Source organism: Mycobacterium conspicuum, assembly GCF_010730195.1.
In the GTDB taxonomy this organism is placed as follows: Bacteria; Actinomycetota; Actinomycetes; order Mycobacteriales; family Mycobacteriaceae; genus Mycobacterium; species Mycobacterium conspicuum.
On record NZ_AP022613.1, the window covers coordinates 5,795,476 to 5,812,816 of the forward strand.

Annotated in this window: 15 protein-coding genes; 5 read left to right on the forward strand and 10 right to left on the reverse strand. The window is 67.6% G+C overall.

What is annotated here, in order from left to right:
• Positions 1–70: 70 nt before the first annotated feature.
• From trxA to G6N66_RS26760, 10 genes are all read right to left on the reverse strand, one after another.
• A complete protein-coding gene (trxA, locus tag G6N66_RS29845) occupies positions 71–424 on the reverse strand; it encodes a thioredoxin (protein ID WP_163645928.1) in 354 nt (117 codons plus the stop codon).
• An 18-nt stretch (positions 425–442) separates the two neighbouring features.
• Positions 443–1,423: a thioredoxin-disulfide reductase gene (trxB, locus tag G6N66_RS26720; RefSeq protein WP_163645929.1), complete on the reverse strand. Its 981-nt coding sequence runs from the start codon at positions 1,421–1,423 to the stop codon at positions 443–445.
• 99 nt (positions 1,424–1,522) lie between these two features.
• Positions 1,523–2,287 carry an anti-sigma factor gene (locus tag G6N66_RS26725; protein WP_085233868.1) on the reverse strand — a complete coding sequence of 255 codons (765 nt, stop codon included), beginning with the start codon at positions 2,285–2,287 and terminating at the stop codon, positions 1,523–1,525.
• Between the two features lie 60 nt (positions 2,288–2,347).
• Positions 2,348–2,893, reverse strand: coding sequence for an RNA polymerase sigma factor SigM (sigM, locus tag G6N66_RS26730; RefSeq protein ID WP_179968323.1), 546 nt, complete (start codon positions 2,891–2,893; stop codon positions 2,348–2,350).
• 53 nt (positions 2,894–2,946) lie between these two features.
• A complete protein-coding gene (locus G6N66_RS26735; RefSeq protein WP_139825307.1) occupies positions 2,947–6,363 on the reverse strand; it encodes a lipid II flippase MurJ in 3,417 nt (1,138 codons plus the stop codon).
• 131 nt (positions 6,364–6,494) lie between these two features.
• The gene (locus G6N66_RS26740; RefSeq protein WP_085233871.1) at positions 6,495–8,867 is read right to left on the reverse strand and encodes a hypothetical protein; all 2,373 of its coding nucleotides are present in this window, start codon (positions 8,865–8,867) and stop codon (positions 6,495–6,497) included.
• A complete protein-coding gene (locus G6N66_RS26745) occupies positions 8,864–9,595 on the reverse strand; it encodes an NUDIX hydrolase (protein WP_085233872.1) in 732 nt (243 codons plus the stop codon). The genes G6N66_RS26740 and G6N66_RS26745 overlap by 4 nt, the downstream gene beginning before the upstream one ends.
• 76 nt (positions 9,596–9,671) lie before the next feature.
• Positions 9,672–9,944 carry a hypothetical protein gene (locus G6N66_RS26750; protein WP_139825294.1) on the reverse strand — a complete coding sequence of 91 codons (273 nt, stop codon included), beginning with the start codon at positions 9,942–9,944 and terminating at the stop codon, positions 9,672–9,674.
• A gap of 11 nt (positions 9,945–9,955) precedes the next feature.
• Entirely contained in the window at positions 9,956–10,297 is a 342-nt protein-coding gene (locus G6N66_RS26755; protein WP_139825295.1) for a hypothetical protein, read from the reverse strand.
• Positions 10,298–10,316: 19 nt separating this feature from the next.
• A complete protein-coding gene (locus G6N66_RS26760; protein WP_085233875.1) occupies positions 10,317–11,822 on the reverse strand; it encodes a putative alpha/beta hydrolase in 1,506 nt (501 codons plus the stop codon).
• 120 nt (positions 11,823–11,942) lie between these two features.
• On the opposite strand from G6N66_RS26760, the gene G6N66_RS26765 reads away from it, so the two are divergent.
• The 5 genes from G6N66_RS26765 (at position 11,943) to G6N66_RS26785 (ending at position 17,334) form a co-directional block, all read left to right on the forward strand.
• Positions 11,943–13,376 carry a CCA tRNA nucleotidyltransferase gene (locus G6N66_RS26765; RefSeq protein WP_085233876.1) on the forward strand — a complete coding sequence of 478 codons (1,434 nt, stop codon included), beginning with the start codon at positions 11,943–11,945 and terminating at the stop codon, positions 13,374–13,376.
• A gap of 24 nt (positions 13,377–13,400) precedes the next feature.
• Positions 13,401–13,910: a pullulanase gene (locus G6N66_RS26770; protein WP_085233877.1), complete on the forward strand. Its 510-nt coding sequence runs from the start codon at positions 13,401–13,403 to the stop codon at positions 13,908–13,910.
• 15 nt (positions 13,911–13,925) lie between these two features.
• Positions 13,926–15,677, forward strand: a complete 1,752-nt coding sequence (locus G6N66_RS26775) for a putative alpha/beta hydrolase (protein WP_085233878.1) — start codon at positions 13,926–13,928, stop codon at positions 15,675–15,677.
• A gap of 251 nt (positions 15,678–15,928) precedes the next feature.
• Positions 15,929–16,477, forward strand: a complete 549-nt coding sequence (locus G6N66_RS26780; protein WP_085233879.1) for a hypothetical protein — start codon at positions 15,929–15,931, stop codon at positions 16,475–16,477.
• A 317-nt stretch (positions 16,478–16,794) separates the two neighbouring features.
• Positions 16,795–17,334, forward strand: coding sequence for a hypothetical protein (locus tag G6N66_RS26785; protein ID WP_085233880.1), 540 nt, complete (start codon positions 16,795–16,797; stop codon positions 17,332–17,334).
• Positions 17,335–17,341 lie beyond the last annotated feature (7 nt).

A 17,341-nucleotide genomic window follows, 5' to 3' on the forward strand; every position in this document is an offset into this window, starting at 1 on the left:
TCTCAGACGGTTAAGGATTTCCGGAAAACCCCAGGGTAAACGCGGAGCGTCGCGCCGCGATCCAAACGGCTTAGGTGATGTTGGGAAGTTGGTCGGAAATCTCGCGCAGCAGCGCGGCTTTTCCCTTTGCGCCGACGATGCGCTTCACCGGTTGACCGTCCTTGAACAAGATCATCGTCGGGATCGACACGACCTGGAAGTCACGCGCCGTCTCCGGGTTGGCGTCCACGTCCAGTTTGGCGACGGTGAGTTGCCCGGACCGCTCGGTCGCGATCTCCTCGAGTACCGGGGCGACCATCTTGCACGGCCCGCACCAGGTTGCCCAAAAGTCAACCAGCACAGGCTTATTGCTCGATAACACGTCAGTGGAGAAGGACGCGTCAGAGACTTCGATTGTGGCTGTGGCTTTTTCGGGGTCGCCCATCGTTAATGCTCCTATCAATTAGGGTGTCGGTACGGTCAGGGATTCGGCGCGAGCACCTTCGTGTTCGGCCAACCAGCGCTCGGCATCGATGGCGGCGGCGCAGCCGCTGCCGGCGGCAGTCACCGCTTGGCGGTAGGTGCGGTCCACCAGATCGCCGGCTGCAAAAACCCCCTCGATCGACGTGCTCGTGGTGCGGCCTTGCACCAGCACGTAGCCATCCGGGTCAACGTCCACGACATCGCGCACCAGGGCCGAACGCGGCTCGTGACCGATCGCGACGAACACACCCGTCACCGGAAGCGTGGTCTCCTCACCGGTTGTGTTGTGCCGCAACCGCAAGCCGGTCACCGTCGTCTCACCGTCTACCGCGACCACGTTGACGTTGGTGATGAATTTGATCTTCTCGTTGTTGCGGGCGCGCTCGAGCATGATCTTCGATGCGCGGAACTCGTCGCGCCGGTGCACGAGCGTCACGCTGCGGGCGAACCGGGTCAGGAAGGTGGCCTCTTCCATCGCGGAGTCGCCGCCGCCGATCACGGCGATGTCCTGATCTTTAAAGAAGAACCCGTCGCAGGTGGCGCACGAACTCACGCCGCGGCCCAGCAGTTCCTGCTCGCCGGGAACCTGCAGATAGCGGGCGGCGGCGCCCATCGCGAGGATGATCGCACGCGACCGGTAGGTCTGGCCCTCGGCGGTGGTGACCGACTTCACCGGGCCCTCCAGCGACACTGACTCGACGTCTTCCATCCGCAAATCGGCGCCGAACCGCAGCGCCTGCTCGCGCATCTCGTCCATCAGCTCCGGGCCGGTGATGCCGTCGCGAAAGCCGGGGTAGTTCTCCACCTCGGTGGTGGTCATCAACGCACCACCGAACGAGGTGCCCTCGAACACCAACGGCGCCAGTTGCGCGCGGGCCGTGTAGAGCGCGGCGGTGTATCCGGCGGGACCCGAACCAATAACGATTACGTCGTGCACAGTCTCATCAGCAGCAGAGGTCATGCGTGCCTTTCCGATTTGAAGCTAAGCCTATGAACGTCAGCCTAGGCGGGCCTGTTCCCGCACGTGTCGTACCACACCCTGCATCACCCCGGGAGACCATCAGGTGCGTGGAACCTGCGTGCTGACCAGCAGACCGGTGTCGGCCGCGCTGCAATTCGGCGCCACCGCGAAGACGGTCAGGCTGTCGGGTGTGTCGCCGGGCAGCACCAGCACCACGCCCGGGCGGGCGTTGATGTCGATCGGCTGCGCGCCGAGCACCCGCGTCGACGCCGGATAGCCCAGGCCACTGAGGCAGGATGCGCGCCGTGCAGGGTCATTGAGGGGGCCTGCGGGCGTGCCGTAGTCGGGGCTGCGGTCGAGCAGGCCGAGGAGCTGGGCCGCCGACAGCGGGATCGACATCGGCGGTGTCGACACCGTGATGTGTTCGGCCGTCACCTGCGCGCTGGGGACGGGTGTGGGCGCGTTGACCAGCGCCACCGTGCCGACCACGATCGCCGCGACCACCGCACCGACGCCGGCCACTCCCGCGACCAGTCGGGCGGGACGGATCTGCGGACGGGCCGAGTGCGCGGCGCCGCCGCCGGACGGGCCGCTCGCTGAGCGCAGTGCCGCCGAAATCCGGGCGGTGACAGCTGGCGGCGGGTCGGGCACCGCGGCCGTAGCCTCGGCGCTCGAGGCCAGATCACTGCGCACCCGGTTCAAGGCGCGAAGCGTGGCCTGCGCCTCGGGGTCCGCGCGGACCTGTCGGCGCACCCGGGCGGCGGTGTCGTCGTCGAGCAGACCCGCCTGTAGGTCGGCGAGCAGCTCCACCGTCAGCGCCGAATCCGCGCCATCGGGGGGATGATCCTTTTCGCCTGCACTCATCCGCCCCAGTGTCCGTCATGCACAGTACGGGGGCCATGCACAGCCCCGGATGGTCGTGCGCTACAGCTGATCGGCCGGCGCGTTCAGGTAGCCGAGCAACTGCACCAGCCGGGCGCGGCCGCGCGCGCAGCGGCTCTTGACGGTGCCTTCGGCGATGCCCAGCATCCGGGCGGTGTCGGCGATCGAGCAGCCCTGCATGTCCACGGCGACCAACGCCGCCCGTTGCTCGACCGAAAGCCGCATCAGCGCCTGCTGCACGGCGATCCCCGTCTCTACCTGAACCGTCCGATCCTCCACCGGGTAGACGTCCTCGAGCGGGATGGTCGGGCGGCCTTTGACGCGCCGCAGCCGATCGAGGCAGGCGTTCACGACGATGCGATGCAACCAACTGCCGACCGCGGCGTCGTGCCGAAACGAGCCGGCGCAGCGATGCGCCGAAAGCATGGCGTCCTGCAAGGCGTCCTCGGCGTCCTCGGGGGAGCGGGTGGTGAGCCGCGCCAGCCGGTGCAGCTGCCGTTGATGACGGTGAAACAGTTCGGCGAAGGCGTCGCGGTCTCCGGCGACGTGAGCTGCCAGCAGTTCGGCGTCACTGCGCTCCGTGCCCACGGCCGGGACAGTAATCAATCACCTGGTACGCGGCACTTCACCCGCGACGGCCGCTACGAGGCCGCCTGCACCTTAATTTCCTGGATCTGGGCCTGGCTCTTGCCGTCGGTGCTTCCCAGCGTGGAAATCCATACCAGCAGATATGACGTCGGTGCTGCCGAGCTGACCTTGATGACGTTATGTCCGGGTTTCAGCGCGGTGGCCGAGGTCAACAGCTTGGTGTCTTCCAGCGATGACGGCGAGGAGGTCGATGCGGAACGAATCTCCACCTTGGTTCCGGTGCTGGGAGTGTCAATGCTCACCGCGCCCACCACCGTGGGGCTCGGCAGCTGCAGGATCAACCCCTCACCCTTCTTGAAGCTCGGGAACGGGACCGCGTCCATATAGACCTCGGTCGACCAGGAGGTGGTCGGATCACCGTCGATCGCTTGCCCGGCCTGGCCCGGGTTGTCGGCATCGCCATCGGGGGAGAAGACGGTGGCCTTGGTCGGTCTGACGACACTGCCGGCAGGCGCGGAACTGGTCTGCGATGACGAGCTCGACGAGGTAGGCGTGTTCAGGCCGAGTTTGTCGTTGTTGAGGCCACCGCCCAGGTTGCCGAAGATGCCCTTGACCACCGAGGCCAGCACCAGCAGGGCCACCAGGATGATCGCAGCGCCCGCGCTGACACCGATGATCAGGTTGCGGCGGCGATTCGCAAAGATGCCGTTCTCCCGCGGAGCGGGTCTAAGCGAGCCGGACGGCGATTGGACATCATCGATCGGGCCGAGCACCTCAGTGCGGTCGGCGACCGCGGTCGCCTGTTGCAGCAAGTTCAAAAGCGTTGACGCACTGCGTATCCCGCCGTCCTCCTGCACCGCCCGAACCGCAACCGCGGAAATCTGGAAGGGGATGTCGCGGTCGATGACGGCGGGCTCGACGGGCAGGCCGGAGGCGTCGCGCTTGGCTTGGGCCAACCCGCTGCGTGCCCCGAACTCGCGCAGCGGCCACCGGTTGACCAGCAGCGCGTACAGCGTGGCCCCGATGCCGCGGATGTCGTCTTGCGGGTTGGCGTCGGGCATCGTCGCGGGGTAGGCCAGCACGACATCGCCGTCGATGCTCACCCGCACCCGGCTGGGATGGTCGACCGACAACGCGACACCGGCTCGGTGGGCCGCCTCCGCGGCGGCGGCCAACGACTGCATCGCCCGGATGGCGCCGACGGGCGACGGCGAGGTGTCGGCGACCTCCTGCAGGGAACCGCCGCGAATCCACTCCGAGACCACCAGACCGCCGGACCCCGTCTGGATGACGTCGAGTATTCGAGCGACGCCGGGCTTGTCGATCCGGCTGAGCCGCAAGGTGCGCGACAGAATCTCCTGCAGCACCTCCTCGGGCAGGGTGCCGTCGGGGTCGACGAAGGTGAGCGCCACCTGTCGATCCAGCGCAGTGTCGAGCGCCTGCCAGAACTGTAAGGGGGGCGCGCTGCCGTGGGACACCAACAGCCGATAACGGCCGCCGGCGATCCGGGCGCCGGGCACCAATTCTGCGGCAGCCGAGGTGGAAACGTCGCCGTTCACCTGGCCCGATGGGCGGGGACGGGGATCCGGGCCGGGTTCGCGGGCGGGCGGATCCGGCTGGAAGTCGTCGGCGGTCGGCCGGGGCAGGTCGCCGCCCGACCCCACGCCGGATGCGGCGCCCTCCAGTGGGCGATCTGTCACCTCCGGTCCTTTCGCTATCCGGGCGCTGGGTGCCCGTTCCGGAGGCCTGCGCCGGATCGGCTCCTGGACCGCGTGTGCCACCGGCTGGGAGGAATTCCTCTGCTCAGGGTACGTGACCGCAGTATTGCCTGTCGGTGGTGACCCGCTGCGCCCGGCTTCGCCGCGCTGGGGAATGCGTATCGCGGGAGCGCGGCCGGTGATCTTGCGCCGCACCAGGCCCAGCGCCGCCTGCGCTTCGGGTACTTGAGCCCGGACCATGACCACGGCCATGATCGGCAGCATGATCGCGGCCAGCACGAGGAGCCGCAGCAGCGAGCCCGCACCGCCGCCGTGGGCCGTCCACTCGCCCAGCTCGAGCAACCGGTCGGCCACATGCGCCACCAGCGCGGCGAGCAACGACGCCGCAACGGTTACCAGGACGGTGTGCACCTCCGAGGTGCCGACCAAGTGACCGCCGGCGGGCAGCAGCGCCTGCCGCAGCAGGTAGTAGCCGATGATCGCGCCCGCGAGAAAGCCGAGGCCGTTCGCGAGCCCGAGGTAGCCGGCGACCAGCTTCGGGTCGTGGGTGACGTGCGGTGCCAGCAGCGAGCCGGTGATCTTGACGGCCGTAATGACCAGGATGATCACGATCGGCGTCCACGGCTGCTCGCGCGCGTAGAACACGCGTAGCTGCAACAGCACCAGGCCGTAGGGGATCAAGGTGAACGCCGACAGGGCGATCGCGGCGCCCAGGTAGCCCGCGTCGACGCCGCCGAAGTGGCCGTAGGCGAATAGCGCGCTGCCGATCGCCGGTCCGCCGACGGTCATGAACGCGACGATCGGGATCAGGGTGATCAGGGTCAGGCGGGTGGCCAGCGACAGGTCGGCGAGCACGCCGCGGGTGTCGCTGGCGGCGGCGTTGCGGCTCAGCCGGGGCATCACGACGGTGAGGACGGTGACCCCGATCATGCCGTACGGCAGCATCAGGACCAGCCAGGTGTAGTTGTAGATCGCCGGGCCCGACGCGGCGGCCGCGCTGGCGACCTGGTTGCCCACCACCAGGCCGAGCTGGCTGATGACGACGTAAAGGACCATCGCGGCGGCCATCGTGCCGAAGCGTTTGAGCCGCTCGTCGATGCCCCACATCGGGCGCAGGCTGATGTGCTCGCGCTTGATGGCGATCAACAGCACCGCGACCTGTGCGAAGACTCCTAGGTTGGTGCCGATCCCGAGCACCAGCAGCTTCGCGTTGCCCATCCGGACGGGATCGACGGACAGCTCACCGGGGACCAGCAGGTACACCAGCAGCGTGGCGATCGCGACGAGGTTGTTCACCACCGGCGCCCACGCCGTCGCCCCAAACTTGTTGCGGGTGTTGAGGATTGCCATGAACACCGAGGTCAGGCCGTAGGCCAGCACCTGGGGCAGCAGCAGGTAGGCGAAGGCGGTCGTCAGGGGCTCGTTGACTTGCGGGTCGCGGCCCAGCATCAGGCGCACCAGCAGCGGCGCGGCCAGGACCGACAGCGTGGTGGCGACCACAAGCAGCACGGTCACCAACGTGACCAGGCGCCGCACGAATGCGGCGCCGCCGTCGGGGTCGGCCTGCTCGGCGCGGGTCAGCACCGGCACGAAGATCGCGGTGAACGTCGCCTCCAGCACGAGCGCGGCGATCAGCGTGGGCAGTTGGTTGGCCACGGAGAAGGAGCTGGCCAGTGCGGCGCCGAGGATGGCGGCCAGCAACACGATTTTGGCGAACCCGGTCAGCCGACTGATCAGGGTCGCAAACCCCATCGCCCACGACCGCGAAACCAGCGCGGCGTCGGACAGCTCGGGCCGCTGACGGGGCAGGTCGGGGACCGGCGGCAGCGGCCCCGTCGGCGGCGACGCGGGGTCGCGGTGAGACCGGGGCGATCGCTGGCGCGTCAAACGCGGTTCTTTTCGTCCACCCGCCGATCGACCCTGGCGGCGCGCCGGGCATCGGGCGGGTCGGGGCGGTCCAGGTCGGCGCGGTCGGGCTGGCCGCGGAAGCGGTGCCACAGCCGTCGTCCGGCCAGCGCCACCAGCACCGCGGCCGCGGTCATCGTGATGCCGAACAGCACCTTGCCGTAGGCGTTGGAGTGCACGGACAATCGCACCGGCTCGCCGAGGCGCATGCCGTCCGGTGTCCGCAGCGCGACGTCGATCGCGACCCGCTGGGTGAAGTTCACTTCGATCGGTATCCGCAGCGGCAGGTATCCCGGCGGCAACTCGATCACGCCCACGTCGGTGACCCGCATCCCCGGCGGCGCGTCAACTTGCAGCTTCACGCGGATGGGCACGGCCAGGCCGTTGTGCAGCGCCAGCGGCAGCGGACTGTGCTCGGTGGCCAGCGTGTACGAGCCGCCTGGATTGACGATCGTCACCGCGCCGAACAGATCCCGGATCGTGTTGCCGACGATGGTCAGGCGCTGCTGGGCCAGCCCGTTGCGGGTGTCGGGTGGCTCCGATTGGCTCAGGGCGCGCAGCATGTCCTCGCGCAGCGGCGCGGTGTACTGGACGCCGGTCAGGCCCGTGCGCTCGTCGGTGGCCAGCGCGGAGGTCAATCCCCACAGCCGACCGACTTGGCCGGCGATGTTGGCGGTGACGTCGTCGCCGAACCGGCCGCGGGCGGACGTGGAGGCGCTCACCGGCTCCGGGGGCCCGCCATGGGCCTGCGCCGCCTGGGGGGCGTCGGCGATCACGGCCGGCAAGGGTCGCGCCACCGCCAGGCCGGATCGGATCGCGGTGCCCAGGGTGGTCAGGATGATTTGCGCGTCATCGGCTTGCAGGGTCCACACCGCGGGCGGCACCAGGATCTGGGTGCGTGGCACCACGTCGCGGTCCAGGGCGTGCCACAGCATCGAGCCCAAGGCGTCCTGGCGGCGCGCGGTGGCGGAGTCGTGTCCCAGCCGCACGGTCAACGCGGAGTCGGCATAGGTGGGGAAGGTCGGGTTGGTCCCGGCCGCGGCCAGCGCGGCGCCGACGGCGGGGTCGAACGGGGCAACGACAACCTGCGGAGACACCCGCAGGGGCGCGATGTCGAGGTTGTCCTCCGCGGAAAAGTCGGCGGCCGCGATCGCGACGGTGCCGTTGTTGGCGCCGAGCAGGTTGACCGCACCGCTGGTCAACGGCCCGTCGGGCAGCACGGTGGCCCCGCGCGTGGAGGTGACGTCGAGGATGTGGTCGACGATGTCCCCGGCGTTGGTGGTGGCGGCCGCGCTCAGCCCCGGATCGTGGACGCGCTGCAGGGCGTCCAGATCGGCCCCGGCGTAGGGCAGCGGCGTCACGCAGGTCCGGTGGGCCAGCGCGCGCAGGCGGCCCAGCCAGGCGGTGGCGGCGGCCTGGCCGGTCCCGGGATGGGTGGGGGTTCCGGGTTGTTGGGCGGGGCCGTCGGGGGCGTTGGACACGACGTAGCCGCCGGTCATCGCGTTCACGGTCACCAGCAGGTCCGGGTCGACGGCCAGGCACAGCGCTCGACCGACCGCGCCGTCGGGATCGACGTCGTGGCCGGTGGCGGCTTCCGCCGCGGACAGCAGGATGTCCAGCCGGCCGCCGGTGGCCAGGGAGGTGGCCAGATCGTCGTCGACCAGCCGTACCGGGATAGTGCCGCCCGGCACGCCCGGGGACAGCCGGGGCCGATCGGCCAGCGGCCACAGCATGGTCAGCCACACGGGTTTGGAGGTGTCGGGCGCGACGGCGCCGTCCATCACGTCGGGTTTGTCGGGCGGGACGCCGATCACCGGCAGCAGAAACCGCGCGTTGTCCAGCCGGGCGGGCGCGCCGTAATCCGGGGTCCCGTTGACGTTGACCAGCACCGGGTAGATGCCGGGTTCTTTGATGGCAAGCGACCGGTTCTTGAGGGCGCGCACCGGCGCGGACAGGGTGAAGCCGGCCTCCTGTCCGCGTTGCAGTTCGGGCGCCACCGTGACGAAGTCCGCGGCGGGCTGGTACTGGTCGGTGCTGCCGTCCAGCGAGGTGCGCAGCCCGACCGAGGAGGTGACGGCGCCGGCGTGCTCGAGGCGCACCATCACGTCACGGACCGGGCGGTCGCCGATGTTGGTGACCCTGCCGGTGACCGTGACGGCGGTGTCGCTGGTGGTGGTGACGACGTCGGGGCTCACCCGATCGATGCGCACGCGCACGAATGGGGTTGCGGTGGGCTCGTTCGCCGCCGCGTGCGGCGACAGGCCGGTGAGCACCCCCCCGAAACCGGCCACGATGCCGACCACTGCGGCGAGGCGCAACAAGCCGGCCCACCGGAGTCGTCGCGCGGTCACGTCCCCGGCCCGTGACCGTTCTTCCGGCCCGCCGGGGGCTCGCCGGAATGGCGGGTGCGCGAATGCGTCTGGGGTCGGCGCCGGGGCGAACTCGGCGGCAGCGGCGGAAGGGCGGCGGGGCCGTCGCTCTGCAGCTTGTCGATCAGGTCGTCGGCCACCTCGGCCAGGCGCCGCTCGTCGGCGTAGGCCAGCCGTGACGGCAGCTCGCACATCGGCACCCAGGCGACCTCGGCGACCTCGAGGTCCTCGTCGGACAGCTCTCCGCCGCAGAACTGCATTAAGTAATGGTGCACCGTCTTGTGCACCCGACGGCCGTCGGTGACGAACCAGTAGTCGATGCGTCCCAGCGCGGCCAGCACGCTGCCGCGAATACCCGTTTCTTCGGCAACTTCTCTAATGGCGGTCTGCTCGGCGGTCTCGCCCATCTCGATGTGACCCTTGGGCAGCGACCACAGCATCCGGCCCCGCCGGTCGATGCGGCCGATGAGGGCCGCGACCTGGGATTCCCGGGGCCCGTCGAGCCCGTCGATGACCAGGCCGCCGGCCGATGTTTCATGCACGGTGCGCAAGCGTTCCGGGCCGCCGCGCGTGGGGCGCCGCCGGCGCGGTTTGGGGGTGCTCGACTCGCTGGTGGTTTGACTGGATGGGCTTTCGGCGGAAGCGGCAGCACGACGGCCCCGACGCCTGCCCCGGCGCCGACGCGGTTTTGCTTGCTCGCCGTCGGACACCCAAGCGATAGTAGCTGGCACGTGCGGGTCTTCCCGGACATACTCGCCGCTCGGGACTATCCGGCGCCGCCGATAGTCAGGCCGCCAACGCGAGGACGGCCAGCGACAGCGGCCCGGCAAGGCTACCGATAAGCATTCCGCGGCCAACCTGACCCATTGTTCCGCCGCTTATCGAAATAAGCGCGGATAGCGCGAGGTAGACAAGCACTATCGGCAGAACGAACACCATCGAATAAGGAAACAAGAGCCACATGGGCAGAGTCGTGATGAGGATATGCAATTGTGCCACGACGAACGTCACCGGCCCATAACGACCATTTGAGCGGGAAACCGCCGAATTGTACGACACCACAACACCTTTCAATGCAACAGCCAGAAAGCATAAAGAATCGCCCCGATGAGGACGACGGCCGAGGAACTCGCGAGGCTGAGGGCGAGAGCGCGACAAAACGGCGTACGCGAAAGCATCAACGCCGCACAGACGACCGCCGACGCAAGCATGGTGCAGGCCGTCGAGGTGAGCGACCACTTTCGTTGCTCCTCAACCGTGGAGAGCGTGGGGAACGCCCACCGTCCCAGCGCCAACATGGCCAGGAACTGCCCTCCCAACACGACCTGGACGAGCAATGGTCCAGACCATGTCGCTGTGCGCCAGACGCGGCTGTCGAAACGACGAACCGGGGCCGGAGCCTGCTCGTACATGGGTTCTCGCTTTCTGCGCTCAGGATTGGGCTCGCAGTGAAGGCACCGACGGTGGGTTGGTGACCGGGCCGAACTCCGTGGACGGCAGCGGCGCAGGCACGTCGTACGTGAGATTCCATCCGCCGTGGTCAAACGGCGCGAACGCTTTCCCGCCGAGTGGGCCCACATCGTGGTGCCAGAGCAGGTTCAACCCGGGGCCCTCCGAACTGCCCGACTGCGCCGGGTCGATCAAGACCGTGCGCGTGCCCGCATTTGGTTGGTCCTGATAGACCTCCAGCGAGGGGTAGTCGGTGCGCGTTCCGTTGACCTGCACGCCCCCCGGACCAGGTGTGAACACGAGGTCACCGTTGACCGTTTCCGTATGGCCGGCAAGTAGCCCGTTGGGATCGGCTGTGAAGGCCGGCGCGAACGGATTGCCCGCGTCGTATTTAATGCGAACCGAACCATCAGAAAGCTGACTCACGCTACCGCTGGGCGCCTTTACCCGTACCTCCCCTGGACCGCCGGTTCGGGTCTGCTCGACGGAAGGATTCTGGCGCAGCACCACAAGGCCATTCTCGTAGTCAATGTACGCCGTGACCTTGGTGTTCTCCGGGTCGAAAAACGGCTGTTCCAAGCGGTTGTTGCCAAGATCCCGCGTTGGAGGCAGATTCCAAACGTCCCGTTGCGGAATCCACTGCGAGACGCGGACGACGCCCTGGCCGGGCACGGGGCTAATCTTCACCACCTCGACCCGTGATTCTTGCCCGCCAAAGTCGGGGTTGTAGGTGTGCGGGTCAAGAGCTGCCGCAGTCGCCCAATCAGCATCCGACGTGGGCTCGCGACCAAAAACCTGCTTGAACGCGTCGATCTGGTTAACCCGGCGCTTGTCCTGTCCCGGCGTTTCCGGTTCGTGGCCGTCGACACCTTGGATAAGGACCGGGTCGTACCCGCCCTGCTTCCGCAGGTTATTCATCGAAAGCCGCAGGCGTTCCGAATATTGGTCGCGAATGTGCGTGAGCGTGCTCAACGACTTCTTGGTTTCCTGCAGGGCGCGGTCTTCGATGCGCGCGGTGTACTCCTCAAACGCCCATCTTTGGGGCGTACCCCATCGAAAATGCTTTTCGAGCTCATCCACCACGCCCAACTCGTCATCAAGGCTCTGCAATTTGCCTTCGAGCGTTGAGATTTCATTCTTGCCGGAACGCTGCGCCTCGGCTAAACCGGCGGCGACGTTCTCCAGACCGGCGCCGATTTCCGGCAGTTGCGCCGCTTGCAGGCCCAGTGTTTTGGAGGCGCGTTCGACCTCGGCGGAGTCGTTGATCGGGTTGCCACCGTCCTCATGTGTCCACGCCTTCTCGAAGCGGTCGCGCGCCTGACGGAAGGCGGTTTCGGCGTCGGTCGTGGATTGGCCCGCATCATGGAACGCTTGCGCGAGATCGGAAATCTGGGCCGGCCGGCCGCTTTGCAGCGTGGCGTTGACTTTCCACGGATTGCCGCCGGCAACTATGACCAGCGCGCCGCGGCTTATGTACTTGAGGTGCATCGTGCGGCCCTCAACTGCCTCCCCCTTCTGCCGGGTGTGACGCTACTCCGGCCCAGCGAACGGTCAATTCACCTTCGGCCCGCAGCGTCGCCCCGAACGGACCCATTAGGCTTCTCGAACGTGCCCGAGGACGCCAACCTGCTCACCGCGGCCGCTGTCGCCTTGAATCGGCATGCCCCGGTGTTGCGCGAGTTGGGTGCGTTGTTCGACGCGGCCGGTCACGAGTTGTACCTGGTCGGGGGTTCGGTGCGGGACGCGCTGTTGGGGCGACTGAGCCCCGATTTGGACTTCACCACCGACGCCCGGCCGGAGCAGGTGCAGGACATCACGCGGCGATGGGCCGACAACCTGTGGGACACCGGTATCGAATTCGGCACCGTCGGCGTCGGCAAGAACGACCAACGGCTGGAGATCACCACGTTCCGCGCCGACACCTACGACCAGGTGTCGCGAAATCCCGAAGTGCGCTACGGCGATCGACTCGACGACGATTTGGTGCGCCGCGACTTCACCGCGAACGCGATGGCGGTGCGCATCACCCCGGACGGGCCCGGTGAATTCCTTGATCCTCTAGGCGGTTTGGCGGCCCTGCGCGAGCGCGTACTGGACACGCCGTCGGAGCCGTCGGTGTCGTTCGGCGACGACCCCCTGCGGATGCTGCGCGCCGCGCGCTTCGTCTCACAACTGGGCTTCACGATCGCGCCGCGGGTGCGCACGGCCATCGAGGAGATGGCGCCGCAACTGGCCCGCATCAGCGCCGAGCGGGTGGCCGCCGAGCTGGACAAGCTGCTGCTGGGGGAGAACCCGGTGGCCGGGATCGACCTGCTGGTGCAGACGGGGATGGGGGAGGTGGTGCTGCCCGAGATCGGCGGCATGCGGATGGCCATCGACGAGCACCACCAGCACAAGGACGTCTACCAGCATTCGCTGACCGTGCTGCGGCAGGCGATCGCGCTCGAGGACGAGGGCCCGGATCTGGTGTTGCGCTGGGCGGCGCTGCTGCACGACATCGGCAAGCCCGCCACTCGCCGCCACGAGCCCGACGGCGGGGTGAGCTTTCATCACCATGAGGTGGTCGGCGCCAAGATGGTCCGAAAACGGTTGCGGGCGTTGAAGTTTTCCAAGCAGATGGTCGACGACATCTCGCAGCTGGTGTTTCTGCATCTGCGTTTTCATGGCTACGGCGACGGCAAGTGGACCGATTCCGCGGTGCGCCGCTATGTGACCGACGCCGGACCGCTGCTGCCGCGGCTGCACAAGCTGGTGCGCGCGGACTGCACCACGCGCAATCAGCGCCGCGCCGCGCGGCTGCGCGCCAACTACGACCAGCTCGAAGCCCGCATCGCCGAGCTGGCCGCCCGCGAGGATCTGGCGCGGATCCGTCCGGACCTGGACGGCAACCAGATCATGGCGCTGCTCGACATCCCGGCGGGTCCGCTCGTCGGTGAGGCGTGGTCGTTTCTCAAAGAGCTGCGGTTGGAGCGCGGACCGCTGAGCACGGAGGAGGCCACCGCGGAGCTGCTGGCGTGGTGGCGGGCGCGCGGGAACCCGTAGTGCCCTTGCGGCGTCAGACAATTCGTGGACTATTGCCTCGCCGGTGACGACGGCACAGCGGCTATGTGGAACGGCCAGCCCGAGCTCGACCTGGATGGTGACGGTCGACTCGATGCGGTCAGCCTGGACTTCGACGGCGACGGGCTGCGCGACGACGCGCTGGCCGATTTCGACGGCGACGGGCTGGCCGACCACGCCGTGCTTGACTTGAACAACGACGGCACTCCCGAGGCGTTCTTCACCGACGACGGGACGGGGACATGGGCGGTCGCAGTGGACCGCGGTGGGCAGTTGCGCTGGTTTGGGCTCGATGGGGTCGAGCACACTGGTGGCCCGTTGGTCGACTTCGACGGTCACGGGCACCTCGATGACCGCTTGCTCGATACCGACGGCGACGGGACGGCGGATCGGGTCTTGTGCGCGGGCGAGAACGGCGTAACGGGATACGTTGACACCGACGGTGACGGCCATTGGAACGTCCGGCTATCTGACACCAACGGCGACGGTCTCGCCGACGGCGCCAGCTCGTTGTGATCGCCGGGCCGTGCAATGCGGCTGCGATACATCCGCATTCCGCAGTTGATCGCCGAGATCGGTGCGGACCCTTGGGCGATCAACAACACCCTGCAAGCGGGTCGTCCGGCGCAGATTGGCGCGCTGGCACAGGCGTTTCACGACGCGAGCGGGTGCACCGCGGCATCAGAGGCCGCGTTTGGTGCGGCCCGCAGCCGCTTGTCGGCGTCCTGGAATCGCGGGAACGGGGACCAGCCGATCGGGGACTCCCCGGAAGTGCGGCGCATGAGCGAGTCACTGGCGACACAGTCGTCACACCTGCGCACGATCGGCGTCGGGTTAGAAAGTGTCGCAGCCACATTGGCTCACGCACAACGCGTCGGCGCGGTGTTGATCCCGACACTGGAGGCCCAGCTGCGGCACGCCGACAGCCGGGTGGGCCAGCTCGCCTCTATCCGTGTGCCGGGGGTTGATGCGCTTGTCGCTGACCTCGAGCAGAGCGTCCTCGATGAAGCCAAAGCTACTCTGACACAACTGAACTCGCTGCGCAGCGACTACTCAGACTGCTTGCGGACGGCACTGAGCGGGCTGGCTCGGACGTCCCAGGACGTCACGGCTGAGCCGAAACCCGAAGAGCCCATGCAGTTTCCAGCACCGGGAACAAGCGCTGAGGACGCCAATCGCTGGTGGCGCGCGCTGAGCCGAGGACAGCAGGATCGACTGACCGCCGCGCATCCACCAGAGCTGGGGAATCTCAACGGGATTCCCGTCGATGTCCGTAGCGCGATCAACAAGGCAGTGATGAACGACGACCTCCATCGCGGAGAAGGCGACGCGGCTCGGTACAACAACGCCCGCCGCACCCAGGAAGGCCTCGCCGCGGCCGCCGCGGCGAAAGACCTACACGGGCATCCTCCCGAGGTGTTCCTCTTGAGGTATCAACCCGAGGCATTCGGGGGAGAGGGGGCCGCGGCCATCGCCATGGGCAACCCGGATACCGCGGCCAATACCGCAGTTCTGGTGAGCGGGGCCGGCGCGAATGTGCGCGAGGGGACGCTTGCCGAACCCGACGGAGTGCACCTATACGAGGAGTCCAATCACGCCGACTGGGCCAAGCCAACCGCGGTGGTGGTCTGGGTCGGCTACGACGCACCGAACACCGCGTTCGACCCGGGCCTGTACGAGCCGAGCATGGCCCGTCGCGGGGCCCGACTGTTGGCAGCCGAAGTGAACGCCTTGGCGGTCACCCATCAGGGGGAACCGACTCATATGACGGTGGTCGGCCATTCCTACGGATCGACCGTTGTGTCGGACGCGGCGACCTACGGGATGCGCACCAACGACGTGGTGTTGCTCGGCTCGCCGGGCACCGACCGGGCACACTCCGCGGCCGACTTCCGTCTGCCGCCGGGGGGACACCTGTACGTCGGGGCGGCGTCCGGAGACGCGGTCACGTGGGCTCCAGCACATTTGCGGACGGGTCCGCTCGCACTGTCCTTGGGAGGACTCGGCGACGACCCTGCGGTCGACGGATTTGGATCCACTCGCTTCAAAGCCGAAGTTCCCGGCTACAGCGTCAATCCGATCAATGACCACATGCACTACTTCGACGACGGGTCCGAGTCGCTTTTCAGCGTCGCCGACGTGGCCTCCGGGCATGGCGATGCGCTACAACGCGACGGCATGACCGCCCACCACCGCGGTGAGTTTCCCATGGGCGAGGGCTTTGACCCCGAGGCATGGCGACCGGCGACCACCGGACATCGCCATCGGGGACCAACCGAGTAGCCGATGCTCGGGCAGGAACCGCAGGGAGCGCTGGAGTTATAGCTGGCGAATAGGGTCGTCGTGATGTTGGCGGGTTGGGTGGATCCAACGGCGACCTCTCGTCGAGTCGGCCCGGTCGAGTTTGGCGTCGGCGGTGATTTGCTGCGGTCCCATTGCTTGTTCCACCATCGACGTTGTCGGTTCCACAGAGGGTGGAAAGCCTGTCGACAATTAGAGAGACTGTCCCGAAGCGCGGATTTTCAGGAGGGCGCATGGTGGGGGACCTGCCTTCGGACTTCGGTGAGGCGTCGGCCAACCGCCCGACTGCGGACCAGTGGAGGCAGGCCCAGGTCCGCACGCCGTCACACCCACGCACATGGCCAGCTGTCGCTTTGGCGACGATCGCTGTTGTTGTGGCAGTCGCGGCCCTGATCATGGCGCTCACGAGGTCCACGCACGCATCCCAGCCCCCCGCAATCACGACACCGACATACAGGGCGGCTGAAACAGCCGCTGCCCAGCGTCAGCTCTGTGACACATATAAGCTCGCGGCACAAGCAGTAGCGATCGACACCGGCGGCGGGGATAAAGCGCTGGCTCGCATTGCAACTACGAATGGCGCCCTTCTGCTCAACATGGCCGCCGCCAATCCGACCCTCGATGCGAACCACCGCGACGCAGCACGGGCGCTGGCGACTGCGTACGGAACGCTTACGGCGAAGGGGACCTACGGGATCGCTTCGGACTCCGAATATCAGGCCGCGCTAGATGACATTGTGGCCAAGGACGCTGTGTTGAAAAAGGTGTGCGGTGGGAGCTGACCTCCCAACGGGCACTTACACCGGGCCGCTGATTGGTCCCTGGTGGCCGGGTCCATCGACGATTCTTCGTGACGCCGCGCGGCACTGGGCCACATGGTCAACCAAGAAACAACAACTAGCCGAGACGCTCCGACGCTCACGGGAGCTGCTATCACAAAATCAGGGCAAAACAGCATCGGGCAGAGTCGTGTTGGCGTCGGCAGTGATTTGCTGCCGTCCCACTGCTTGTTCCACCATCGACGTTGTCGTTTCCACGCACGGTGGAAAGCCCGCCGACAATTCGAGAGACTGTCCCGGGCAGATTTTCAGGAGGGCGCATGGTGGGGGACCAGCCTTTGGGCTTCGGTAATTCGTCGACCAACCGCCCGCCCGAGGCGGGGCGGCCAGCCCAGCTCCACTCGCAGCCGCGCCCACGCACATGGCCAGCTGTCGCTCTGGCGACGATCGCTCTTGTCGTGGGAGTGGCGGCGCTGGTCGTGGCTCTCGCGAGGTCCACGCACGCCGGGACGCCAGCCGCGACCATCACGCCCGCTTACACCCCCGCCGAGAACACCGCTGCGCAACGGCAGCTCTGCGACACGTACACGTTAGCGGCGCGCGCCGTCCAAGTTGAGACGAACGGGACTGATAAAGCGTTGGCCCGTATTTCACTCACTAACGCCGCGGCGATGCTCGACAATGCGGCAGCCAATCCAGCTCTTGACGCGCCGCATCGCGACGCGACACATGTGCTAGCCAACGCGTATCGGACCACGACGGCGTTGTCGAGCGCTGGCACCGATGATCAGTGGAGAGCTTCGCTCGATGACATCATTGCCAAGGACGCCGTAATGAAAAGGCTATGTGGTGGCGGCTGACCTACCG